Here is a 20,829-nt window from a genome sequence, read left to right on the forward strand (position 1 = left end):
TCAGCGTGGTACCTGTTCCATATGAAAGTCTGCTGTAAATGGTGCTCATTCTGGTCATAGCCTCACCTCCGATACTTCGGATGGCGCTGTGTGTGATGAAAGGGTCAGGCTTCACGGGCTGGATTTAACAACGAAGCATGTCGATGATGATTCCCGTGAGCCTGAAATAGAAAAGGCCACGCAAATGCGCAGCCTGTAACCAGAAATCAATATTGTCTTTACATCAATTTTTCTTAAGGTTAAATTCTTCTGACAAGTTGATGAAAGACAACTTGAATATTAGCTATTTGTTCTCTGTTATGCCCGCAACCCAATGCGGGCTTTTTTTCGCCCTGCTAAAAGTTCCACCGTTGTGAGCCTTTTTGCTATGCAATAATGGATGCGTGGTGCCGGGTGTCTCCCGGTGATCCTTTGGCTGACAACCCATGCCTCACGAACATTTCACAACGGGATATAGAAAAGGCCGTGCATTTGCATAGCCCTGAAAGATGTTTATGCTTTATTAATTCGCTGGAATATCTGGCATGGCGCGATCCATAGAAGAGCTAATTAACGCCTTAATAGCGTTGCATACCTGATAAAATCCACCCAGCTGAGATGAGACAGAAAAACGGGAGACGTCGTCTCCTGAGCCTACTTCAGCATAAAATGATGAGTTCTCATACCAGAGTGAGATGCTTACGCCCTGCCTGTAGCCACCTGTTAGCGGAGAATCATCAAGAGTGGTTGCAATCACGAAATTCAAGTGGTAACGGCTGTCCATATTGAGTTGGGGGATTAAGACAGGAAAGAACTTCCCCTCCTCCTCCCAAATACCAATGTCCACATAAGGCCATCTTGTTCCGTCAGAACCAGTCCACTCACGAGATGTAAGATCAAGAGAACCTGAATACTCTCGTAGTAGTTCGCTCGCCTTCTCCTGAAGTTTATCCTGTAACTTCCATTGCGCCTCGACCAGTTTAGTGCGTTTTTCTTTCAGATCCTTAAATGTTAATTCCATGCCACTCTCCAGACAACTTTTGAAAGGAATCTGCATAGTAACTCACCCTGAAAGCACATGGTTATATTTCACTTACACTGAGTGCGAAAAGCAAAAACCCCGCCGACTGGCAGGGTTCCGATGATTAGGCTGTGTGTCGAAGTGACGCTCATTACGCTGCTAAACTGTGCTGTTCTTCAATCAGCGGCTGGCGATGATTGCGATCAAATACACCCTTTAGCGCCTCTTTGCGCTGCTCAAAGTCCCAGCCCATGCCAATGAAAACTGTATTGGCCCGCTGCAACTCAGTTACGCAGTGGATCTGCTCCGGCGTCAGGTAGTCACGGATGTTCTCTTTTTTGTCGAGGTCGTGGTAAACACGAAATTTTGCTGCCGTCATACCGAGCGCGATGCGGTTAATCAAATCGGCTTCGTTGCTGAAGTGGTAAGGCTTGATTTCTTTACCCTGCACTTCACGCTCATGCTTAATGGCATCGCTCATCGGGCGATATTCAAGACGGGCGGTGTTGCGATCCATTTTTTTGCCCGCCAGAGCGCCACGCATGCGGAAGAACTCAGCAACCAGTTTCTTTTTGAACTTGCGGACAATATCGTTATTACGCATGTAGGTGATCAGTAGAGTGGTTTGCTGTTCGTTCAGTAGCGCCACTCGACGCTTTTGAAGACCACCGTCAGTTTGAATGGTTCGGATTTCAAATCCGACCCTTCCAAATTCTTCAAGATCAGCCTTGTTACGGTCCACTAACTTAATGACGGTGTCATGATCACGCCCAACCCCGTCAGCAATAGCGACAGTGCTGGTTACAAGGTCGAGTTTTTTAATTTCAACTAATTGCATGGCGTTTACCTTACTTTGAGATGAACCTTTGCCGCACAGGAAATCAGCCCGTCGAGGCTCGCCAGCGCTAACCGACTTCCTCAAAGGCTCATTTCAAATGGATTGGTTCGACGTGATGGATGCGCGGGCGGTGCGCAGGAAATGCGGATACAAAAAAACCCGCAACGTGGCGGGCTTTTCGAGGTTAATTATCTACAGGCGTTATATTCCATAATCAGAAGCATACAGGACAATTTTATGCAAAGTAAACACTAACGTGCAAAAAAGTGTCGCTATTTGCTCCGATCATATTAATAAGTTGTTGCCTTCTCGAATTCTACAGCTGCGTGACGCTCCCCCTGCCGCAGTGTATCCACCAGCATTTCATAGAAGGGTTTCCAGTTGCGTGACCATGAGGATTGATGGAGGTCCGGCAGACGCTTCAGAATGGCACGGTGTACCGTCGCAGAGGAGATAGCAGAGAATCCATTACCAGAGCAACGTTCACACGTTTTGAAAACCGGTGCGCCCCGCTCTTTTGTCGCTTTACGGTCCAGCACCTCACCTTTGCCACCGCAACGACACCTGGCACTTATCGTTCCTTTCCCTTCACAAGTTTCACAGACAGCAGGCACAATCTCTGTAACTTCTGTCCACAGCTCCCAGTCTGACGGACGAACGGCTCGCGAACGGCTCGCCCAGTATGGCGCTTTTCCCCACGGGTACGAAACCTTACGTGTGACCTGTTCGCGGGTTGTTCTTCCGCTACCGCGGCAACAGTGACATATCACACTGGTCGCCGCCGAACGGGAATATTCAGCAAAGGCAAATTGTGCCAACATCTGCATGCACCATCCGAACTGTCCACCAGCTGCTTTGCGAACATTCTTTGGTGCGGCGTCCATCGCATATCGCGCCAGTGCCTGAACTGCGAGCTGTTCATCCGTTTTGCTGATTCCCGCTTTACCGAAGAACGCCGCCAGGCCGAACCGCGCACGGCTGCTGGTGGTACCAATAGCAGCCATTACATCTGTACCGGTGAGACGATCCGGCGAAGTTCCTTTCACGTCGTCGCTGATGTGCATTCCCTGAGGACTGAAATGTTTAAGAGCTGCTTCCAGTTTCATGCTTTCCCCTCAACGTCCACATTACCCAAAAAATCAGTATTGCCGCCTAACCTGGCGACCTCATTTTTAAGAATGATATTTTCTAGTATCAGCGCCCCGATCTCGCTGTTAAGGTGCGACACCTTATCCTTCATCGCAAAATAATCATCGGGGTTAATCAGCTCCTGAAGCTGACTTTTGGCAAACATGAACCGTTCAAATAAATCCGTATCAACCCCACCGAAAGACTCAATACCATCGTCTTCTTCTTCCTGCTGGCGAACCAGTGATTTCAGGTGCTGATAGTTTTCAATAGCTTCTTTTAAAATTTCGTTTGTCATGCTCAGTACCTCGTAACATTGCTTGCTTCCCATTCCAGATCCACCTCGCTCTGAGGCTTACCGACCAGGTAATTAAATGGCTGCTTTTCACCCTCAAGAAACTGGTGTGAACGGGTATCAAAATTTGCGCCTATATCACCAACCCAACCTTCACCTTCGCGTTGTTTGAGCAGGCGAATCATCGAAGCCGGCATCTGGATTGCAGCCTGCTCATCCTTGTCCAGGCTTTCGTATCCCATTTTTTCAGCCTTACGTTGTGCCAGTTCGCGGGGGATGTTGCGCCAGACGGACATAACGTTGTCAGGCATATCGGTTAATGCACCAGTGCCTTTGACGTCCATTTTCCCGGTCGGTGCCGCTTCGTTGGTTTTGCGGGCGTGCGTCACCAGAAGGACGTGACAGTTATGTTCGTTTTTGAAGTCACACAGGGTGTCGATAAATTCTTTCTGTCCGCCGTAGTCCTCCTCATCGAGCCCGCATTTCGCCAGGTTGTCGATAACGAACAGATCGATTCCATACCGACGCCGGGCATAGGCGAAGATTTCCAGCAGACGGCCAGCTTTCGCGGTGCCGGTGAGTTTGAACACCCACAGACGATCGGAGAACCATTCGTTCGTCATAACGATTTCTTCGCGTTTCGGTGATGCGGTACAGATAGTCTGCCGCGTCAGGCGGGCCAACATTTTCCCTGGCTTCAGTTCCAGAGAGGCGATGCACGTCCGAATCCCCTGATTCATAGCAGCAACTGCGATATGGCCAACCAGTTCGGTCTTGCCGTGACCATTCACGCCATTTACCAGCGTCAGTTCTCCGGCGCGAAATTTGAAATTGTAATTCAGCGAGGTCCATGGGCTGGTGAACAAGCCAACATCGCGATGCTCAAACGCTTCAATGGTTTCCTGAAGTAAATCACCTGCCGAGCACAGTTCATCTGGATCGAAAAATTTAGCGCGTTCCATGTGCTCCAGGATGGACTCACTGTCCATGCCGCTCATCAGGCAATCGTTGATATCCTTGTGCGGGAGTTCAACCAGGCGGCAGCGATGCTCGCCAAGTCGTCTGGCAATTTCCTTTGCAGCTTCACGGCCGACATCGTCGTTATCCAGGCAAAGCCAGATCTCCTGAAAGCGATCCAGATTGTGGTACTCATATTCAATCCACTGCTGTTTGGCACCCTTGCCGCCGCCAAAGGGAACAGAAAGCGCGTCGTAACCAAGCTGCGTGAAAGTCATACAGTCAATCTCGCCTTCGCACAGAACAACCAGACGCGTGGATTTGTCCAGGGCCTGCCAACCAAAGAGACATGGCTCGCAATCCGCCTCAGCCATAATTATCTTTTTGCCGTTTGGTCTTTCAGTACCTATGCGTTTTACTTGCAGCAGTTCGCCATTCCGGATGTACGGGAATGCCACGGCGGGTACTTCTCGATTTTCTTCGTGATACCAGACCACCGCATCAGACACACGGAACAGATCCGCCGTCTCGCGGGTGATTCCTCGCGTAGCCAGGTAGTCGTAACAATTGCTCGCTTTTTTGACGCCCTTCTTCGTCGGCCTGGAGAATGTTTTTTTCTTTGCCTCGAAATGGTGATCGTCGTCTTTCAGACCGAGAAATTCTTTTGCCTCACGCATCGCATCATGCAGCTGGCAGTTGCGTACCAACACCCACAAATCAAGCAGATCACCACTGTCGCCGCTGGCGAAGTCTGCCCACGTTTTTTTGCCACCGATGTTAATTTTAAGACTCTTTCCGGCGTCACCGTTGGTATTCCCAACACACCATTCTTTGCCTTCCAGGTGACCTTTTGGCAGCAGGTACTTTGCAACCCTTTCGGCGTTGTCCCATAATTTTTCTGAAAGTTCGGCGGGCGTCATGCTCACTCACTCCGTAAATCAAATTTAACAAAACACCATGTCACGAATCCCTCGCTCAGAACGCCGTGGTTATATCCAGCCACCAGCACGCGTTTGAGGAATGGTTTCATTGGCGATACCCACCGCGCTTCATGCGCTCAATAGCGGCCTGGTTGATAAACACCTCTGCCGAACCATTTCCGGATGGCGTGTACCATGAGCTGGATCCGGACTCGCTGGAAACTGTTGCTCCGGATGTTTCTGGCTCGGTTGCTGGTTTGTTTGGCACACGATCGGGAAATAGCCCCTGCCACCCACCGGCAATTGAACGGCGGATCACTTCATCGGCGTTCTGGTGACCAGCAAGCTGCTTAGCCTGGTAGGTGCATGTTGTTTCCGTCAGAGGTTGACGCTTCTCCCGGCGAAATTTAATCCAGTCAAGCCAGATTTCACTACTGACGTTTTCAGGTTTTAGCCATGCAGGGTCGAACGAGTTTTTTTTCTGGCGCTTTGCGCGCGCTTCTTGTGGTTCATGATCTTTTACTTGTGGATCAGGTTTTAAACCTTGTGGATCATGTCCCCCAGAATCTGACGGGTCAAAACGGTTGTTTTTGCCAGAATCTGACGGGTCAAGTGCACTTGAGGCGCTCATTTCTGACGCGTCAAAATCTGACTTGTCAAAATCCGATGAGTCAGAATCTGACGGGTCAAAACGGTTGTTTTTACATCGTTCCAGACGGATAGATGCTCTCTCTCGAAGTGCGATCTCCTCCAGTTTTTCGACATTCAGAAAGTACATGTTGGACGTGTTTCGGTTGCCGTTTCTGCGATTTTCACGGCGAAGCCATTTCTCTGATTCAAGTTCAGCAATGGCTGTTCGTATGGTGCTCTCACCCGCGCCAAGTTGGCGAGCAATGGTTTTGATGCCAGGATAGCTTTTCCCATCATCACTGGAATAATCAGCCAGGCGTACCATAACCATTAGCCGCGTCCCCTTGACACCAGAAACAGCGCAGGCATCCCAGACATAGCCCTGTAGTTTGCTGCTCATGATGTTAACCTCTTGAAATACTGTTGAAACTTCCAGACCGGTTGCATGCACTCATGCGGGTATCCGGGCCGAGTGAAATAAACCTGCTGCTTTTCCCGGTTCCATCCGGTGACATGCACAACAACACCTCGCGGATCGCGATAATCGATATCCAATGGCTTAACTTGGTTTTCGGTAGTGATTGGATGTGACATGTCACACCTCATTGCCCGGATGTGGGAAAACAAGCATTTCTCGCTTGATGGGTTTTTTACCCACAAAAGTTCTACTTGCTGCTTCAATAGAAGTTGCAAGTTTTGGTGACGCATTTCTGTATCCGTAGGCAATAAGATTCAAATATCCTATTGATGTACCGCTCTTAACTGCCAAAGCGTGCCATTCTTCTTTAGTGGAAGCACGACGCCAGGAAAGAAGTTCGTTTTCCATACCCACACCTCAATTTATCATTTTGGTAAAGTTTATCTTTACGATAACTATGAGGCAAGATAAATTTATCAAATTGGGTATTTATCATATTGCTAAAAAGTGGGAGTATTTGGTCATGGACATAAAAAACATTCGACGTCAGAACCTAAACAGGTTGATTGGTGAGTACATCGTGGAAGGTTATACCAAGGCACAAATTGCTGAAAAAATTGGTATACCCCCTTCTCAACTGAGTCAGTTATCTGGCTCTAACGCCTCTCGTAACATTGGTGACATAATAGCTAGGAGAATTGAGTCAAGTATGGGCCTGCCCCATGGCTGGATGGATTCAAAGAGAGCAGATGTTGATGCATCTGGTACCAAGCCTAACTTTTTCATAAATCCACTGACAAAAAATCAGCAACAATACCGAATTGAGGTGCTGGACACTGAGTTCAGTTGCGGAAGTGGCAGGATGAACATGGACTATCCTGAAATAGTTAAATCGATTGAACTTGATCCAGAGGAGGCTAAAAGGATGTTTGGTGGGCGTAGCCCTACCTCCCTGAAAATCTGCACGGTTGTCGGCGATAGCATGCTCGGGACTATTTTCCCTGGGGATCTTGTCGTTATAGACGTTACGGTAAACCGGTTGATAGGTGATGGGATTTATGCGTTCGTTTATGGTGACAACTTTCATATCAAACGCTTACAGCTGCTTAAGGACAAGCTGGTAGTCATCAGCGATAATTCAACTTACGAAAAATGGTTTGTATCTGAAACTGATCAAAGCGAGTTTCACATTCAGGGCTTAGTTGTCGGTAGATGGCAAATGTCATACAACCGTTTGGGGTGAGACTCATACATATAAAAAACCAGCTTCGGCTGGTTTTTTTATGCCCTGCACAAAATAATTTACTATATATATCAATATCATAACCATTAATTTATCATAATTTATCAAAAAGATATTTACCAAAATTTATCTTTGAGATAAAGTTCATTCATCGGCAAACAACGGAGCCAATGAAATGAATACTCAAATCACCGTAGCCAAAACCATCGGCAAAAGAATATTAAATCAAAGATCTTCGCTTCGACTCTCTCAGGATTTTTTGGCTGATCATCTTGGTTTAACAACCGAAACCATTAACAACTGGGAAACGGAAAAAACTGTTCCGTTTGCTGACCAGTTAATCCAATTGGCTAACATTCTTCATTCTGATGTTCTGTGGCTCATTTCAGGAAACGAGCAGTGCGGTGAATTTACAGAACCAACAAGTATTATAACGTCCAATCAACTTAACTCATGGTCTGCTGATATTGGCAATTGCAGAATGGCTTTATCTAACGCTATGGATTGCATGCCTCCGGAATTGTCGGCTATCGGTACACTAACTATCGTTTATGAAAAATTAGACGACTTGCAAGAAACCATCTGCAAGCAAGCCGACAAAATTTAAAATTAATTAACATTATTTAATTAACACCTTTCTTGGTGGGGAAAAACTCACCCTGAGGAAATGAAAATGCAAAACGCTATCGCGATTAATCAGCCAATAAAAACTCCTCAAATGCTGTTCGGTTCAGACAATATTAATGACTTTGGTAACCGCGTTCAGAGCTGCAGGATGGAAGGTGACTCAATGCAGCCAACCATCGAACCTTGTGAGGTAGTCGCTTTCGTTGATTGCGGTGGCCGTGCGCTTACCCCTGGCATTTATGTTTATACGATGGACGTATTTGGTCGTCCTTGCCTTTTTATTAAGAGAGTAGAGCCATTGGTTTGTGGTTCATTGAAAATTATTTCTGACAACCATCATTACGAAACCTTCACCCTGAACACCGATGAACAGAAAGAAATCAAAATTCACGGTCGGGTGGTCGCTTCTTTGACTGTGAGGCGCTTCGTATGACTTTCATCATTGATAAATCGGCATATAGAACAGCATGCCTTTATGCGGCCTGCGGTTACGAGGTAATCGCTCGTCTTTATCTTAAAAAAGCATATGGACGTTAATTATGGGCGTATTTAAAAGACAGGATATTCAGGAAGTGAATATCAAAGCGGAGAAGTTGTCTGGCTTGTCGCAAACATTATTTGAATATCACGACAAGCTAGACAGATTTCAACTCAAAACGATATGCGCTCTGGTTTATGACCTCGCCGCTGAGATTCATGGATGGACCGAAAAAGAAGAAGAAATAGTAATGAGTTTGGAGGAGGAACAGCGCAATGGATAAATTAATCGAGACATATCGCCGCCGAATTTTAAAAGCTGCGTTATTACGCCACCAGCGTAAAACGGGCAGTAACTGCCTTGTTATTAAGCTCAATAAAGGCGGTATTAACACGGTCGAGTTAACAGAGATTCTTCTCGATGGATTATTACGAAAATTCGAAAGGCTCGCGTTCAGTGAGTACGGGAATGTCGAAGGCGTAAAAGCTATCAAGGGAATTTACAGCAGCGCTGTTGATGTTAATGGCAGCGGTGAATTCCTCACAGATAGCGGAAAGGAATTAATCGACGAGCTCATTTCTGAGCTGGTTGAGTTCGTCAAAAAACAAAAAGTGGAGGCTCCGAAAACGGAGGGTCATGAAATGGGGGGATCTGATGGCTCTTACAGCGATACGAATTCCTGAGTGGGTTCACCTCAAAGCAGCACACGTTTTAAGCCAGTTCAGGGCAAGGCGCATACATCCCTGCCGTATGCACGGCTCCGGGAATTTGAGCCTCAAGGTTAATCCGCGCTGGCGGATGCTATCGAAAGACAATGGCCGCAACTGGGAAGTAATGAGTCATGAAACGTATAACGGAGAATTAAAACGATGAGTACCAACAAAAACGACAACGTAAAGCAGCTAGTTGCCCGACTGAAAGAAATGCAGGAGCAGTCCGGTACGCACATCCCCGCGTGGATGCTCGATGAAAATCGTTACGGCAAAGGTACGCTGACAACTGAAGAACAGCATGAATGGGCTGAAACCGTTTGTCACTCCATGCGCGGAACTGTTGCCCTGCTTTACCTGATTGAATGTGAAAAACGCTGGGGCCTCCGAGACGGTGAGTATCAGTTTAAAACCGGTGAGTGTGTTTTTTGCTTAACGCGGGGGCTTATCGAGAACCTGCTTATTGAACACGTAGAAGGAGCTCTAATCGAGCAAAGACCACAGGAACGATATCTGGCGGTGTTTCAGTTCTACTGCGCCAACGATCAGCGCCTGAAAGAAGACGGTCATTCGTGGTTCAGCGGTTTTCTCGACGAGATGTTTATGGATCTTGCTGTTCGGTTACGTGTCGGCGAAGCAATACCCGTTCAACACATTTTGCACTGAGGTAAATGATGATGAAAAACGAACTTATCACTGCGTGGTACTGCGTCACATTCATGGTGACTGAAAATGCCGAGCGCCGCGAATATTCAATCTTTGTCGGCAGTAGTAGCGAAATGGAGGCGGTGGTTTCTGCGACTGCTGGGCTCTGTAAGGGGCATGCTGAATTCAGCGAACCAGCATTCAAATCTATCCGCATCGCGACCTATGGCGAGGCCGAATCGCTTGATGCAGAACTCGATGCAATTGCCGAACGAGAAGCAAAGGAACTGGAGGAAGAAGACAATGAGTAATCAACTGATGAAATTTAACTCGTCGGATCTCGGCATTTCTCTGAGCGGGATGCTTTACCAGGGAAAACCAGTATTTGATGCCGTTGAGCTGGCAAAATCCCTGGGTTACGCAAATCCGGCTGACGCGCTAAAAACTCACTGCAAGTCATTGATTAAACTTAATTATAGCGAATCGCGAGAATTGGGTTTTAACGACAAAATTCGTGGCATGCAACTTGCGTCTGAATCTGATGCTTACCGGCTCATTCTCCGTAGCCAGCTTGCTTCCGCTGAACGTGTACAAGACTGGGTATGCGAAGATGTTCTGCCATCTATCCGCGAAACTGGCAGCTATAGATACCAACGCCCTAAATCTCAGGCGGAGATCATTGCCGAAATGGCCCTGCTGAATGTTGAGCAGGAGCGTCGCCTTAACCACGTTGAGGACAAGGTCGTTGAGGTTACCGAGCTAGTAGATCATATCGCTCGTGGTGCAACGCCTCCTGGTTGGGCTGGATACTCGGAATTGAAAGCACTGTGCGGACTTTCAGATGCAAAGTGTCGCCAGTTAGTCTCCGCTTATGACATCGACCATAAGCCTATCCCATTTATTGCGCCTGGAGGAACCAAATCCACCATGACCATTGTGCGTGAGCAGCCATTTATGACGGCATTCACCAAAATGATGTTTGAAGCTGAACCTCGAGGCACCCGGTGGTATCACCCTAAGATGGGGCTGTTCCAGGTGATTGGATGGGAGGGTCAACAGTGAACAATAATGAAATTTGGGTACCGGTTGGCTCTGTTGAGCTGGCCCACCAGCAAGCGCTGATATGGGTGTCTGATGCCTACCTGTTCCACTTAGTCAGCATGCACCGTCGCCCGGTGTACCGCCATCAGTACGGGGATATTTCACTAGACCAACCAGCCATTAAGAGCTTTATCGATTCGTATTTGGAAGATAAGGGATGGGATATGGAAAAACGCCGTGCCCATTACATCAACATTCTGGACCTCATTAAATATATGCACCGCAGTAATTCTGACTTCATCGACTGGGGGACTGTACCAACACTAACCCCAAGGGGCATCCGATGGATGAATGCTTGCTTCTCGCGGCTGGGCGAAATGGTTAACAGCTATGGTGGATGGGAAAACTACACAAAAGAAACTGCCGGAGATTCAATTTCATGAAAATCCAATACCAGGACTATGGCGCCGTAGCGAACATCGTGATCACCAGTACTGTGTTTGAGTTCCGTAAACATAACCGCGTGGTAGACGCCACACTGCTCTGCACACCAGGAATAGTTGCAAACCGTAGTGGAATGTTCTTCATGAAGACGGTTTTGTCCGGAAAATCTCGCGATATGTTGCGAGCCTACAAGACAATTCAACGAGAGGCGACACGATGAGCAAAGGCCAGCATTCAGCTTACCCATGCCCGCGCATTGATACTCCCCGTGGCATGACTTACCGCCAGCACCTCGTTGTGCAGATAGCGCCGGTAATGCTCACGAATTTTTTTAGCAATGATGCATGGCAGGATTACGACGACCTAGCCAGAACTCTGGTGATGGCTGTAGATGCCATCATCGAAGCTGAGCGGGAGACGGCGAAATGAACAAAATCACTAACCCTGTCGTGCTTATCTATAAGCGCGAAAACAGTGATACCTACGCTGTCGCGATCACCAATGGCAGCCAGGACTATCACGACGCCGTTCTGATGGCGACGATGGAACCGGATATGGCCGGTGATGATGTAGATACCTGGAGCAAAACCGGTTACTACATGGCGGCGGAGATTCAGCGCTTACGCCAGCAGTTGATCGCCCCTTTAAGTATTGGGGAGTTAATTCAGCGTCTTGAATCGCAGACTGGCGACCACTGGGAGAGAGTGGTTAGCGATGTTACTTCTGGTAAACCGTTGACCATCACCCTGCCAGATATTACGTCAAAAGCGTTCTGGAGCGATACCGGGAAAAGCGAAGTATTCCATCCGGAAACCTATAAGCGCTGGGTGAAAGAAGCTATAGAGCGAGCTTGTGTCATTGCCGGGATCGGCGTGGAGGTGAAGTGATGACCACCACTACACCAATAATGACCGCCTCAGGAAGTGTGCAGTTTCGCCACTACATGGTGACTGTTCACGCTATTGAACGCTATATCGAACGCATTGGTGGCGATGTGGGAAATTTGATCCTCGACCTCAAAAACGCCTGGGTATTTGATGCCAGCAAGAAAGGTATTCCCCGCTCTTTGTGTGCTTCTGTCGCGCGCTGTGAACGTGAAGGTGGATACGGTCTGAGGCATGAAAAGGCTGTTTTCCTGATAAAACCCAATGCGCGCCAGCATGTAATTGTAACGACGTTATCTGCGGAGGTGAAGTAATGCACAAGGCATTCGAAATATGGGTGCGCCAACGGTACGGGAGCCGTTACGACCTTACGCGGGATTGCGACGGTTTCTACTGTCGGGAAGTAGTAAAGCGGATGTTTGATGTGTGGCGCCACTGCCGTGGCCTTGACGTGGTGTGAGGCGGGTATATGAGCAATGTTATTCAGTTAGCTCCTAACGAGTGGGTTTGTGAAAGTGTTCTGATCGCGGTTACTGGGCTCAAGCCCGGCACCATCCTTCGGGCCAGAAAAGAGTGCTGGATGGTTGGTCGGGAATATATCCACGTTTCACCTGACGGTAACCCGAAGCCATCCAGTGAATGCATGTACAACCGGAAGGCGGTCGATGCATGGGTGGCTTCAATGAAAAACAAACAGCCAGGGTGATTTGATGCCATGAAAAAGGTAAGCTCATATCGCTCTTGGGCGTCTGGAGGTATCAATGGATAAAGTCACATATCCAACAGGCGTCGAAAACCACGGTGGCACTTTACGCATCTGGTTTAATTTTAAAGGTAAGCGTGTCAGGGAAAGCCTCGGTGTCCCTGACACCGCTAAGAACAGAAAGATAGCGGGAGAACTGCGGACATCGGTATGTTTTGCCATCCGCACAGGAACATTTGATTATGCAGCACAGTTTCCTGACTCCCCTAACCTCAAGGCTTTTGGTGTAAGTAAAAAAGACATTACAGTGAAAGAACTTGAAGAAAAATGGCTGGATCTGAAACGGATGGAAATCTGCGCGAACGCATTCAATCGCTATGAGTCTGTCGCAAGGAATATGGTGCCGAGGATCGGAGGTAATCGCCTGGTGTCAGCAGTAACCAAAGAGGAATTGCTGTATCTCAGGAAAGATTTGCTAACTGGTTACCAGAATCCGACGAAAAACAAAGCTCCGGCAAAAGGGCGAAGCGTTGTTACTGTGAACTATTATATGACGACAATGGCCGGAATGTTTCAGTTTGCTGCAGATCACGGTTACTTAGAGGTGAACCCATTCGAGGGAATTAAGCCTCTGAAAAAAGCCAGGGCAGAACCAGATCCTCTGTCTCGTGATGAATTTATTCGCCTGATAGATGCATGCCGGCATCAGCAGACGAAAAACCTGTGGTCATTAGCAGTGTACACAGGAATGCGTCACGGGGAACTGGTCTCCCTGGCCTGGGAAGATATCGACCTGAAGGCGGGAACAATTACCGTCAGGCGTAATTATACGAAACTTGGTGAGTTCACTCTACCGAAAACCGAGGCAAGCACAGATCGAGTGGTGCATCTTATCCAGCCCGCAATCAGCATCCTGAAAAATCAGGCTGAGATGACAAGGCTGGGCAGGCAACATCACATTGAAGTTCAGTTACGTGAGTACGGCCGTTCGGTGAACCATGAGTGTACATTCGTCTTTAACCCGCATGTGGTCAGACGCAGTAAGCAGGTCGGATTTATCTACCGGGTCGATTCAGTAGGCGACTCATGGGAAGCGGCACTTAAGCGCGCGGGGATCAGACACAGAAAGGCGTACCAGTCACGACATACCTATGCGTGCTGGTCATTATCTGCTGGTGCAAACCCGAGTTTTATTGCCAGTCAGATGGGACATGCGAGCGCGCAGATGGTGTTCAATGTTTACGGTGCATGGATGGCTGACAGCAGCGCAGAGCAGATCGCAATGCTGAATCAGAAGCTGACAGATTTTGCCCCATTGATGCCCCATAGCCACGAGAACAGTACGGGAGGATTATTAAAATCAGTAAGTTAACCCCTAACGCCCGTCATGTTAACTGCGTGGAAGGCAACACCACGCTGTATGCGTTGCCAAAAGCCGAGATTGTCGCCCGCTGGCATGCTCAAACCACCGATGCGTTTCGATTTTGTTTTAAGTTTCCGGCCACCATTTCACATCAGGCCGCGTTGCGTAACTGTGATGATTTGGTACAGGAATTTTTCACGCGCATGTCACCACTGGAAGCGCGCATCGGGCAATACTGGTTACAATTACCCGCCACCTTCGCCCCACGCGATCTGTCCGCTCTGTGGCCGTTTCTCGACGCGCTCCCCAAATCCTTTACCTACGGTGTCGAAGTTCGACATCCGGACTTCTTTGCCAAAGGCGAAGCCGAGCAGCAACTGAATCGCGGCCTGCATGAGCGAGGTGTAAACCGGGTGATTTTAGACAGTCGCCCGGTGCATGCCGCCATCCCGCATACTGAAGCGGTACGCGAAGCTCAGCGTAAGAAACCAAAGGTTCCGGTTCATGCAGTGGTAACAGCCAATCATCCGATGGTGCGTTTTATCGGTAGCGATGATATGGCACAAAACCGGCAGTTATTTGCAGTTTGGTTAACCAAGCTGTCGCAGTGGCAACAATCCACGACGCCGTATCTTTTTTTACATACGCCGGATATCGCGCAGGCCCCGGAGCTGGTAGACACGTTATGGGCGGATTTACGTAGCGCCCTGCCAGAGATCGGATCAGCACCGTCTATTCCACAGCAATCTTCTCTTTTCTGAAATTGCCACCTATCATAGACAATGCCATCAGCCATTTTAAAGGGAGTTTGTATGGTAAGCGCGCTTTATGCCGTATTGGGTGCGTTATTGTTAATAAAGTTCTCATTTGACGTCGTGCGCCTGCGTATGCTGTACCGCGTTGCCTATGGTGACGGTGGTTTTAGCGAACTGCAAAGCGCTATCCGTATTCATGGTAATGCGGTGGAATATATTCCTGTCGCGTTAGTGCTGCTGTTATTTATGGAAATGAACGGCGCAGAAACGTGGATGGTGCATATTTGCGGACTGATGTTGATTGCCGGACGACTGATGCATTATTACGGATTCCACCACCGGCTTTTCCGCTGGCGGCGTTCAGGCATGAGCGCGACCTGGTGTTCGCTGTTGCTAATGGTGCTGGCGAATCTTTGGTATATGCCCTGGGAGTTGGTTTTCTCCCTGCATTAGCGCACAATACGCCACTTTATTTTTCCCGGATTTTTACGTTATGTCTCACCGCGACACGCTTTTTTCTGCGCCTATCGCCAGTCTGGGTGACTGGACCTTTGATGAACGGGTAGCTGAAGTCTTCCCGGATATGATCCAGCGTTCCGTTCCCGGCTACTCCAATATCATTTCGATGATTGGCATGCTGGCCGAACGTTTCGTACAACCCAACACACAGGTCTACGATCTCGGCTGCTCTTTGGGCGCGGCGACGCTCTCGGTGCGTCGCAATATTCATCACGAGAATTGCAAAATTATTGCCATTGATAATTCCCCGGCGATGGTTGAGCGCTGCCGTCGTCATATTGACGCTTATAAGGCCCCAACCCCGGTTGACGTCATCGAAGGCGATATTCGCGACATTACTATCGAAAACGCCTCGATGGTGGTGCTGAATTTTACCCTGCAGTTCCTTGAGCCACCTGAGCGCCAGGCATTGTTGGATAAGATTTATCAGGGACTGAATCCCGGCGGTGCGCTGGTGCTGTCGGAGAAATTCAGTTTCGAAGACGCTCAAGTTGGCGAGCTGCTGTTCAACATGCACCATGACTTCAAACGCGCAAATGGCTATAGCGAACTGGAAATTAGCCAGAAGCGCAGCATGCTGGAGAACGTGATGCTGACCGACTCCGTAGAAACACACAAAGCGCGACTGCATCAGGCAGGCTTTGAGCACAGCGAATTGTGGTTCCAGTGCTTCAACTTTGGTTCCCTGGTGGCGTTGAAAGCTGAGGTTTGCGCATGATCGATTTTGGTAACTTTTATCAGTTGATTGCCAAAAATCACCTTTCCCACTGGCTGGAAACACTCCCGGCGCAAATCGCTGCCTGGCAGCGCGATCAGCATGGCTTATTTAAGCAGTGGTCGAATGCGGTGGAGTTTTTGCCAGAGTTATCGCCGTATCGTCTGGACTTACTGCATAGCGTCACCGCAGAAAGCGAGCAACCACTTAGCGACGGTCAGCTCAAACGCATCGACACCCTGATGCGGAACCTGATGCCATGGCGTAAAGGGCCATACTCGCTCTACGGCGTCAATATTGATACCGAATGGCACTCAGACTGGAAATGGGATCGCGTCCTGCCGCATTTATCGGATCTTACCGGCCGTACCATTCTCGATGTCGGCTGCGGCAGCGGATATCACATGTGGCGTATGATTGGCGCGGGGGCGCACCTGGCGGTGGGCATCGATCCTACGCAATTGTTCCTGTGCCAGTTTGAAGCGGTGCGTAAACTGCTGGGCAACGATCAGCGCGCGCATCTGCTGCCGCTGGGTATTGAACAGCTTCCGGCGCTCAATGCCTTTGATACCGTATTTTCCATGGGTGTGCTGTATCATCGACGTTCCCCGCTGGAACACCTGTGGCAGTTGAAAGATCAGTTGGTTAAAGAGGGTGAACTGGTACTGGAAACGTTGGTAGTCGAGGGTGATGAAAATACCGTACTGGTGCCGGGTGACCGCTACGCGCAGATGCGTAACGTCTATTTTATCCCCTCTGCGTTGGCGCTAAAAAACTGGCTGGAAAAATGCGGATTTGTTGATGTGCGCATCGCCGATGTCTGCGTCACCACCATCGAAGAGCAGCGCCGCACCGAGTGGATGATAACCGAATCGCTGGCCGATTTTCTCGACCCGAACGACCACAGTAAAACGGTGGAAGGCTACCCCGCCCCATTACGCGCAGTATTGATTGCGCGTAAGCCGTAATAGATTGCCCGGTGGCGCTACGCTTACCGGGCCTACAACTCCCATAGGCCTGATAAGGCATTGCCGCCATCAGGCATAAAAGGATAAAAAAAGGCCCCTGTTGAAATTGCAGGGGCCTGGTACGAGCAAGCATCATATTGGGCGACATGATGCAACGGTAAAAATCAGCTGGCCTGATGGCGTGCCATGATTGCTTTCATTTCAGCAACCGCCGCTCCGTCTACCGCATAGCGAGAATACTCATCCGCCTGCGTATCCGAAGACATCGACAACCCCGAATGGCGATAACGCATTGGGGAAGCCAGCCATACTCCGGCAGAACTATGGACTTCCTGCACTCCAGCATCCAGGAACAGGGACAAATTCGAGGCGCGAACCCCCGCTCCGGCCATAATGATTGGAGCACCCGCCTGCGCAATAAGTTCCATTATTTTTGTTAAACCTTGCACTGCATCTGATTTTTGCCCGGAAGTCAGTACTCTGGCGATGCCCAATTGAGAGAGTTTTTGTAGCGCATTGAGTGGGTTAGCGCACATATCAAACGCCCGATGAAAAGTGACATTCAGCGGACCGGCAGCCGCCATTATTTTTTCCATGCGCGGCATATCGACATTGCCATCCACATCTAAAATACCGGTCACCAGCCCTGGAAATCCCAGTTCTCTGACCATCGCAATATCATCCAGCATTGCCGCGAATTCACCGTCGGTATAACAAAAATCCCCTCCACGCGGGCGGATAATCGGGTTGACGGGAATAGCAACATGCTGACGAACCGAACGCAATACGCCCAGTGACGGCGTTAAGCCCCCTTCTTTGGGCGCCGAGCAAAGCTCAATGCGATCCGCGCCGTTTTGCTGCGCCGTAAGCGCGCATTCCATGCTGTAACAGCAAACTTCCAGTAAGGCCATGTTTACTCCTGTCGCTCACTTGCCACAATGGTTTCAATCGACCACGGGTGAAACTTTATCGTCACACTGCCATCGCTGACCGCCAGCGTAGGATTGGGTAATCGCTCACGCTCTCCTTTCGGTGAGCTGGTTTTCACGAAAATGCCCGGCTGACTCAAGCCTTGATCGGAAAGCAGCGCCAACGCTCGCGCATTCAGCGTTTGTGCATCACCCGGCAGGACAATCTCAATATGCTCCCAACCTTCATGTGGATAACGCTTTTCTCCCGGCCACGGCAGCTCTACGATGGAAAATGTCCAGTGCAGTACGCAAACCGGCTCATGAAGTTTGAACAGGCAAATGGGTCTGCCATTGATGACATTCTCTGACAATAGTTCACCGCACTGCTCAAACCCACGACGCCAGCGCTCTGCGGTAGTATTTTGATGGCAACGCAAAGAAATGTGATCGGCTTCAAGCGGTGTGACATCCAGACCAAGACGGGTGGAAAGTTCTGTTAACGCCTGCGTGAAATGCGGTAAATCTGCGGAAATATCATGCAGTTCTGCAACTGTTTGCCAGTTCGCCATAATAAAAGCTCATATCCATGTTCAAAGCCGCTAATTTACTCTGTTGCACTGCGCCATCCAACCGCTGTTTTTTTCAAACGCGATATGCATAATTATACGTTATTGCGTTGCTTTCATTTCCGACAGCGCACTGTACTCGCAATGCTGACGGCAACGGGCATTTGCAGTATACTCCCGCCCTAAATTCTTAAACTGGCGCGGTGAATTTTATCCCGCTTCATAAATGTAAGGTATTCCGGTGAATATTCAGGCTCTTCTCTCAGAAAAAGTCAGTCAGGCCATGATTGCTGCAGGCGCGCCTGCAGATTGCGAACCGCAGGTTCGTCAGTCAGCAAAAATACAGTTCGGTGACTATCAGGCCAACGGCATGATGGCTGTCGCTAAAAAACTGGGTATGGCGCCGCGACAACTGGCTGAGCAGGTGCTGACTCATCTGGATCTCAACGGGATTGCCAGCAAGGTTGAAATTGCTGGCCCGGGCTTTATCAATATTTTTCTCGATCCGGCATTTCTGGCGCAGCATGTTCAGCAGGCGCTGGCCTCCGATCGTCTGGGCGTAACCCAACCGGCTAAACAAACCGTTGTTGTCGACTACTCCGCGCCTAACGTAGCGAAAGAGATGCACGTGGGTCACCTGCGTTCCACCATCATCGGTGACGCTGCGGTGCGTACGCTGGAGTTCCTCGGCCACAATGTTATTCGTGCTAACCACGTTGGCGACTGGGGTACTCAGTTCGGTATGCTGATCGCATGGCTGGAAAAACAGCAGCAAGAAAACGCCGGAGAGATGGCGCTGGCTGACCTGGAAGGTTTCTACCGTGACGCGAAAAAGCATTACGACGAAGATGAAGCCTTCGCAGAACGCGCCCGTAGCTATGTTGTTAAACTGCAAGGCGGCGACGAATATTTCCGTGAGATGTGGCGCAAACTTGTCGACATTACCATGTCGCAGAACCAGTTAACTTACGACCGCCTGAACGTCACGCTGACCCGTGACGACGTAATGGGGGAAAGCCTGTACAACCCGATGCTGCCAGGTATCGTGGCCGATCTGAAGGCGAAAGGTCTGGCTGTTGAGAGCGAAGGCGCTACCGTCGTATTCCTTGATGAGTATAAGAACAAGGAAGGCGAACCGATGGGCGTTATCATTCAGAAGAAAGATGGCGGCTATCTCTACACCACCACCGACATCGCCTGCGCCAAGTATCGTTACGAAACGCTGCATGCCGACCGCGTTCTCTATTACATCGATTCCCGTCAGCATCAGCACTTGATGCAGGCCTGGACCATCGTCCGTAAAGCTGGCTATGTGCCGGATTCCGTGCCGCTGGAACACCACATGTTCGGTATGATGCTGGGCAAAGACGGTAAACCGTTCAAAACCCGTGCGGGCGGTACGGTTAAACTGGCCGATCTGCTGGATGAAGCGCTGGAACGCGCGCGTCGTCTGGTGGCTGAGAAGAACCCGGATATGCCTACCGATGAGCTGGAAAAGCTGGCGAATGCGGTCGGTATCGGCGCAGTGAAATATGCGGATTTGTCCAAAAACCGTACCACTGACTACATCTTCGACTGGGACAATATGCTGGCGTTCGAAGGCAACACCGCGCCGTACATGCAGTATGCCTACACCCGCGTACTGTCCGTGTTCCGTAAAGCGGAAATCGACGAGAGCACGCTGGCAAATGCGCAGGTCATTATCAATGAAGATCGCGAGGCCCAGTTGGCTGCGCGTCTGCTGCAGTTTGAAGAAACGCTCACCGTCGTGGCCCGTGAAGGTACGCCGCACGTGATGTGTGCCTACCTGTACGACGTAGCGGGTCTGTTCTCCGGCTTCTACGAGCATTGCCCTATCCTCAGCGCGGAGAACGAAGAGATTCGTAACAGCCGTCTGAAGCTGGCGCAACTGACGGCGAAAACCCTGAAGCTGGGTCTGGATACGCTGGGTATCGAAACCGTAGAACGTATGTAAGTACGCAATGATTGAGGCCTGAGTCTGTAACGCGGACTCAGGCCTTTTTTATTTCCGTAACAGGCTATCTGTAACAACTCACAAGGAATGACACAT

30 protein-coding genes and 1 pseudogene are annotated in these 20,829 nt (G+C 49.5%); 21 read left to right on the forward strand and 10 right to left on the reverse strand.

All coding sequences use genetic code 11. The features are described from left to right. Positions 1 to 502: 502 nt before the first annotated feature. The 8 genes from OOJ59_RS04630 to OOJ59_RS04665 all read right to left on the reverse strand — a co-directional run bounded on the left by OOJ59_RS04630 (position 503) and on the right by OOJ59_RS04665 (position 6,594). Positions 503 to 1,000: a hypothetical protein gene (locus OOJ59_RS04630; RefSeq protein WP_000423994.1), complete on the reverse strand. Its 498-nt coding sequence runs from the start codon at positions 998 to 1,000 to the stop codon at positions 503 to 505. A gap of 151 nt (positions 1,001 to 1,151) precedes the next feature. Continuing rightward, on the reverse strand, positions 1,152 to 1,838 hold the full coding sequence (locus tag OOJ59_RS04635) for a Rha family transcriptional regulator (RefSeq protein WP_131341238.1): 687 nt from the start codon (positions 1,836 to 1,838) through the stop codon (positions 1,152 to 1,154). A 290-nt stretch (positions 1,839 to 2,128) separates the two neighbouring features. After that, positions 2,129 to 2,944: an antitermination protein gene (locus tag OOJ59_RS04640; protein WP_268063343.1), complete on the reverse strand. Its 816-nt coding sequence runs from the start codon at positions 2,942 to 2,944 to the stop codon at positions 2,129 to 2,131. Further along, on the reverse strand, positions 2,941 to 3,264 hold the full coding sequence (locus OOJ59_RS04645; protein WP_268063344.1) for a hypothetical protein: 324 nt from the start codon (positions 3,262 to 3,264) through the stop codon (positions 2,941 to 2,943). The genes OOJ59_RS04640 and OOJ59_RS04645 overlap by 4 nt, the downstream gene beginning before the upstream one ends. Positions 3,265 to 3,266: 2 nt before the next feature. Continuing rightward, positions 3,267 to 5,138: a toprim domain-containing protein gene (locus OOJ59_RS04650; RefSeq protein WP_048998244.1), complete on the reverse strand. Its 1,872-nt coding sequence runs from the start codon at positions 5,136 to 5,138 to the stop codon at positions 3,267 to 3,269. 106 nt (positions 5,139 to 5,244) lie between these two features. Continuing rightward, positions 5,245 to 6,168: a helix-turn-helix domain-containing protein gene (locus OOJ59_RS04655; protein ID WP_268063345.1), complete on the reverse strand. Its 924-nt coding sequence runs from the start codon at positions 6,166 to 6,168 to the stop codon at positions 5,245 to 5,247. After that, the gene (locus tag OOJ59_RS28155) at positions 6,165 to 6,476 is read right to left on the reverse strand and encodes a DUF4222 domain-containing protein (RefSeq protein ID WP_442781391.1); all 312 of its coding nucleotides are present in this window, start codon (positions 6,474 to 6,476) and stop codon (positions 6,165 to 6,167) included. The genes OOJ59_RS04655 and OOJ59_RS28155 overlap by 4 nt, the downstream gene beginning before the upstream one ends. Beyond that, the gene (locus tag OOJ59_RS04665; protein ID WP_072051414.1) at positions 6,364 to 6,594 is read right to left on the reverse strand and encodes a transcriptional regulator; all 231 of its coding nucleotides are present in this window, start codon (positions 6,592 to 6,594) and stop codon (positions 6,364 to 6,366) included. The genes OOJ59_RS28155 and OOJ59_RS04665 overlap by 113 nt, the downstream gene beginning before the upstream one ends. Before the next feature lie 49 nt (positions 6,595 to 6,643). Between OOJ59_RS04665 and OOJ59_RS04670 the strand changes: the two genes are divergently transcribed. From OOJ59_RS04670 to cmoB, 20 genes and pseudogenes are all read left to right on the forward strand, one after another. Further along, the gene (locus tag OOJ59_RS04670) at positions 6,644 to 7,429 is read left to right on the forward strand and encodes a S24 family peptidase (RefSeq protein ID WP_006811075.1); all 786 of its coding nucleotides are present in this window, start codon (positions 6,644 to 6,646) and stop codon (positions 7,427 to 7,429) included. Between the two features lie 175 nt (positions 7,430 to 7,604). Next, positions 7,605 to 8,036: a helix-turn-helix domain-containing protein gene (locus OOJ59_RS04675; protein ID WP_006811077.1), complete on the forward strand. Its 432-nt coding sequence runs from the start codon at positions 7,605 to 7,607 to the stop codon at positions 8,034 to 8,036. 66 nt (positions 8,037 to 8,102) lie between these two features. After that, on the forward strand, positions 8,103 to 8,489 hold the full coding sequence (locus tag OOJ59_RS04680; RefSeq protein WP_044596880.1) for a S24 family peptidase: 387 nt from the start codon (positions 8,103 to 8,105) through the stop codon (positions 8,487 to 8,489). Positions 8,490 to 8,595: 106 nt separating this feature from the next. Continuing rightward, complete coding sequence (locus OOJ59_RS04685; RefSeq protein WP_044596881.1) at positions 8,596 to 8,817, forward strand: hypothetical protein; 222 nt, start codon at positions 8,596 to 8,598, stop codon at positions 8,815 to 8,817. After that, a complete protein-coding gene (locus tag OOJ59_RS04690) occupies positions 8,810 to 9,217 on the forward strand; it encodes a hypothetical protein (protein WP_268063347.1) in 408 nt (135 codons plus the stop codon). Before OOJ59_RS04685 ends, OOJ59_RS04690 begins: the two co-directional genes overlap by 8 nt. Next, a complete protein-coding gene (locus tag OOJ59_RS28160) occupies positions 9,189 to 9,407 on the forward strand; it encodes a ParE family toxin-like protein (RefSeq protein ID WP_268063348.1) in 219 nt (72 codons plus the stop codon). The genes OOJ59_RS04690 and OOJ59_RS28160 overlap by 29 nt, the downstream gene beginning before the upstream one ends. After that, positions 9,404 to 9,910 (forward strand): hypothetical protein, encoded by a 507-nt coding sequence (locus OOJ59_RS04700; RefSeq protein ID WP_268063349.1) that lies wholly within the window; start codon positions 9,404 to 9,406, stop codon positions 9,908 to 9,910. Before OOJ59_RS28160 ends, OOJ59_RS04700 begins: the two co-directional genes overlap by 4 nt. A 5-nt stretch (positions 9,911 to 9,915) precedes the next feature. Beyond that, positions 9,916 to 10,200 carry a hypothetical protein gene (locus OOJ59_RS04705; RefSeq protein WP_139762559.1) on the forward strand — a complete coding sequence of 95 codons (285 nt, stop codon included), beginning with the start codon at positions 9,916 to 9,918 and terminating at the stop codon, positions 10,198 to 10,200. Continuing rightward, on the forward strand, positions 10,193 to 10,951 hold the full coding sequence (locus tag OOJ59_RS04710) for a BRO-N domain-containing protein (RefSeq protein WP_078310261.1): 759 nt from the start codon (positions 10,193 to 10,195) through the stop codon (positions 10,949 to 10,951). The genes OOJ59_RS04705 and OOJ59_RS04710 overlap by 8 nt, the downstream gene beginning before the upstream one ends. Next, the gene (locus OOJ59_RS04715; RefSeq protein WP_233901297.1) at positions 10,948 to 11,373 is read left to right on the forward strand and encodes a hypothetical protein; all 426 of its coding nucleotides are present in this window, start codon (positions 10,948 to 10,950) and stop codon (positions 11,371 to 11,373) included. The genes OOJ59_RS04710 and OOJ59_RS04715 overlap by 4 nt, the downstream gene beginning before the upstream one ends. Further along, positions 11,370 to 11,594 (forward strand): hypothetical protein, encoded by a 225-nt coding sequence (locus tag OOJ59_RS04720; protein ID WP_097724900.1) that lies wholly within the window; start codon positions 11,370 to 11,372, stop codon positions 11,592 to 11,594. The genes OOJ59_RS04715 and OOJ59_RS04720 overlap by 4 nt, the downstream gene beginning before the upstream one ends. Beyond that, a complete protein-coding gene (locus OOJ59_RS04725) occupies positions 11,591 to 11,803 on the forward strand; it encodes a hypothetical protein (protein ID WP_059444897.1) in 213 nt (70 codons plus the stop codon). Before OOJ59_RS04720 ends, OOJ59_RS04725 begins: the two co-directional genes overlap by 4 nt. 287 nt (positions 11,804 to 12,090) lie before the next feature. Next, positions 12,091 to 12,261 (forward strand): annotated as a pseudogene (locus OOJ59_RS04730) (ATPase); the annotation flags it as partial. After that, on the forward strand, positions 12,261 to 12,572 hold the full coding sequence (locus OOJ59_RS04735) for a hypothetical protein (protein ID WP_213165962.1): 312 nt from the start codon (positions 12,261 to 12,263) through the stop codon (positions 12,570 to 12,572). The pseudogene OOJ59_RS04730 and the gene OOJ59_RS04735, both read left to right, overlap by 1 nt. Positions 12,573 to 12,727: 155 nt before the next feature. After that, positions 12,728 to 12,964: an excisionase family protein gene (locus tag OOJ59_RS04740; RefSeq protein WP_047500088.1), complete on the forward strand. Its 237-nt coding sequence runs from the start codon at positions 12,728 to 12,730 to the stop codon at positions 12,962 to 12,964. 55 nt (positions 12,965 to 13,019) lie between these two features. Further along, entirely contained in the window at positions 13,020 to 14,333 is a 1,314-nt protein-coding gene (locus OOJ59_RS04745) for a tyrosine-type recombinase/integrase (RefSeq protein ID WP_268063350.1), read from the forward strand. After that, entirely contained in the window at positions 14,312 to 15,085 is a 774-nt protein-coding gene (locus tag OOJ59_RS04750) for a DUF72 domain-containing protein (RefSeq protein WP_181216672.1), read from the forward strand. The genes OOJ59_RS04745 and OOJ59_RS04750 overlap by 22 nt, the downstream gene beginning before the upstream one ends. Positions 15,086 to 15,136: 51 nt before the next feature. Continuing rightward, positions 15,137 to 15,532, forward strand: a complete 396-nt coding sequence (locus OOJ59_RS04755; RefSeq protein WP_038641437.1) for an MAPEG family protein — start codon at positions 15,137 to 15,139, stop codon at positions 15,530 to 15,532. Positions 15,533 to 15,572: 40 nt separating this feature from the next. Then, entirely contained in the window at positions 15,573 to 16,316 is a 744-nt protein-coding gene (gene cmoA / locus OOJ59_RS04760; protein ID WP_038641439.1) for a carboxy-S-adenosyl-L-methionine synthase CmoA, read from the forward strand. Further along, complete coding sequence (cmoB, locus tag OOJ59_RS04765; protein WP_160956251.1) at positions 16,313 to 17,281, forward strand: tRNA 5-methoxyuridine(34)/uridine 5-oxyacetic acid(34) synthase CmoB; 969 nt, start codon at positions 16,313 to 16,315, stop codon at positions 17,279 to 17,281. The genes cmoA and cmoB overlap by 4 nt, the downstream gene beginning before the upstream one ends. A 164-nt stretch (positions 17,282 to 17,445) precedes the next feature. Here cmoB and cutC read toward each other — a convergent pair whose 3' ends face one another. Together cutC and OOJ59_RS04775 are read right to left on the reverse strand one after the other, a co-directional pair. Continuing rightward, the gene (gene cutC / locus OOJ59_RS04770) at positions 17,446 to 18,192 is read right to left on the reverse strand and encodes a copper homeostasis protein CutC (RefSeq protein ID WP_085048039.1); all 747 of its coding nucleotides are present in this window, start codon (positions 18,190 to 18,192) and stop codon (positions 17,446 to 17,448) included. 2 nt (positions 18,193 to 18,194) lie between these two features. Beyond that, on the reverse strand, positions 18,195 to 18,761 hold the full coding sequence (locus tag OOJ59_RS04775; RefSeq protein ID WP_085048038.1) for a VOC family protein: 567 nt from the start codon (positions 18,759 to 18,761) through the stop codon (positions 18,195 to 18,197). Between the two features lie 238 nt (positions 18,762 to 18,999). On the opposite strand from OOJ59_RS04775, the gene argS reads away from it, so the two are divergent. Beyond that, entirely contained in the window at positions 19,000 to 20,733 is a 1,734-nt protein-coding gene (gene argS, locus OOJ59_RS04780) for an arginine--tRNA ligase (RefSeq protein WP_085048037.1), read from the forward strand. Positions 20,734 to 20,829: the final 96 nt, after the last annotated feature.

It is taken from the genome of Citrobacter sp. W9 (assembly GCF_026719375.1).
GTDB classification, from domain to species: domain Bacteria; phylum Pseudomonadota; class Gammaproteobacteria; order Enterobacterales; family Enterobacteriaceae; genus Citrobacter; species Citrobacter werkmanii.

Excerpts from the sequence above, each read along its gene's own strand:
- OOJ59_RS04645 (WP_268063344.1), bottom strand. The coding sequence starts at position 3,264 with ATGACAAACGAAATTTTAAAAGAAGCTATTGAAAACTATCAGCACCTG.
- OOJ59_RS28160 (WP_268063348.1), top strand. The coding sequence starts at position 9,189 with ATGGCTCTTACAGCGATACGAATTCCTGAGTGGGTTCACCTCAAAGCA.
- OOJ59_RS04755 (WP_038641437.1), top strand. The coding sequence starts at position 15,137 with ATGGTAAGCGCGCTTTATGCCGTATTGGGTGCGTTATTGTTAATAAAG.
- OOJ59_RS04710 (WP_078310261.1), top strand. The coding sequence starts at position 10,193 with ATGAGTAATCAACTGATGAAATTTAACTCGTCGGATCTCGGCATTTCT.
- OOJ59_RS04775 (WP_085048038.1), bottom strand. The coding sequence starts at position 18,761 with ATGGCGAACTGGCAAACAGTTGCAGAACTGCATGATATTTCCGCAGAT.
- OOJ59_RS28155 (WP_442781391.1), bottom strand. The coding sequence starts at position 6,476 with ATGCGTCACCAAAACTTGCAACTTCTATTGAAGCAGCAAGTAGAACTT.
- OOJ59_RS04665 (WP_072051414.1), bottom strand. The coding sequence starts at position 6,594 with ATGGAAAACGAACTTCTTTCCTGGCGTCGTGCTTCCACTAAAGAAGAA.
- OOJ59_RS04670 (WP_006811075.1), top strand. The coding sequence starts at position 6,644 with ATGAGGCAAGATAAATTTATCAAATTGGGTATTTATCATATTGCTAAA.
- OOJ59_RS04740 (WP_047500088.1), top strand. The coding sequence starts at position 12,728 with ATGAGCAATGTTATTCAGTTAGCTCCTAACGAGTGGGTTTGTGAAAGT.
- OOJ59_RS04655 (WP_268063345.1), bottom strand. The coding sequence starts at position 6,168 with ATGAGCAGCAAACTACAGGGCTATGTCTGGGATGCCTGCGCTGTTTCT.
- OOJ59_RS04650 (WP_048998244.1), bottom strand. The coding sequence starts at position 5,138 with ATGACGCCCGCCGAACTTTCAGAAAAATTATGGGACAACGCCGAAAGG.
- OOJ59_RS04700 (WP_268063349.1), top strand. The coding sequence starts at position 9,404 with ATGAGTACCAACAAAAACGACAACGTAAAGCAGCTAGTTGCCCGACTG.
- OOJ59_RS04720 (WP_097724900.1), top strand. The coding sequence starts at position 11,370 with ATGAAAATCCAATACCAGGACTATGGCGCCGTAGCGAACATCGTGATC.
- OOJ59_RS04735 (WP_213165962.1), top strand. The coding sequence starts at position 12,261 with ATGACCACCACTACACCAATAATGACCGCCTCAGGAAGTGTGCAGTTT.
- OOJ59_RS04640 (WP_268063343.1), bottom strand. The coding sequence starts at position 2,944 with ATGAAACTGGAAGCAGCTCTTAAACATTTCAGTCCTCAGGGAATGCAC.
- cmoA (WP_038641439.1), top strand. The coding sequence starts at position 15,573 with ATGTCTCACCGCGACACGCTTTTTTCTGCGCCTATCGCCAGTCTGGGT.
- OOJ59_RS04690 (WP_268063347.1), top strand. The coding sequence starts at position 8,810 with ATGGATAAATTAATCGAGACATATCGCCGCCGAATTTTAAAAGCTGCG.
- cutC (WP_085048039.1), bottom strand. The coding sequence starts at position 18,192 with ATGGCCTTACTGGAAGTTTGCTGTTACAGCATGGAATGCGCGCTTACG.
- OOJ59_RS04630 (WP_000423994.1), bottom strand. The coding sequence starts at position 1,000 with ATGGAATTAACATTTAAGGATCTGAAAGAAAAACGCACTAAACTGGTC.
- OOJ59_RS04745 (WP_268063350.1), top strand. The coding sequence starts at position 13,020 with ATGGATAAAGTCACATATCCAACAGGCGTCGAAAACCACGGTGGCACT.
- OOJ59_RS04635 (WP_131341238.1), bottom strand. The coding sequence starts at position 1,838 with ATGCAATTAGTTGAAATTAAAAAACTCGACCTTGTAACCAGCACTGTC.
- cmoB (WP_160956251.1), top strand. The coding sequence starts at position 16,313 with ATGATCGATTTTGGTAACTTTTATCAGTTGATTGCCAAAAATCACCTT.
- OOJ59_RS04725 (WP_059444897.1), top strand. The coding sequence starts at position 11,591 with ATGAGCAAAGGCCAGCATTCAGCTTACCCATGCCCGCGCATTGATACT.
- OOJ59_RS04685 (WP_044596881.1), top strand. The coding sequence starts at position 8,596 with ATGGGCGTATTTAAAAGACAGGATATTCAGGAAGTGAATATCAAAGCG.
- OOJ59_RS04680 (WP_044596880.1), top strand. The coding sequence starts at position 8,103 with ATGCAAAACGCTATCGCGATTAATCAGCCAATAAAAACTCCTCAAATG.
- OOJ59_RS04675 (WP_006811077.1), top strand. The coding sequence starts at position 7,605 with ATGAATACTCAAATCACCGTAGCCAAAACCATCGGCAAAAGAATATTA.
- OOJ59_RS04705 (WP_139762559.1), top strand. The coding sequence starts at position 9,916 with ATGATGATGAAAAACGAACTTATCACTGCGTGGTACTGCGTCACATTC.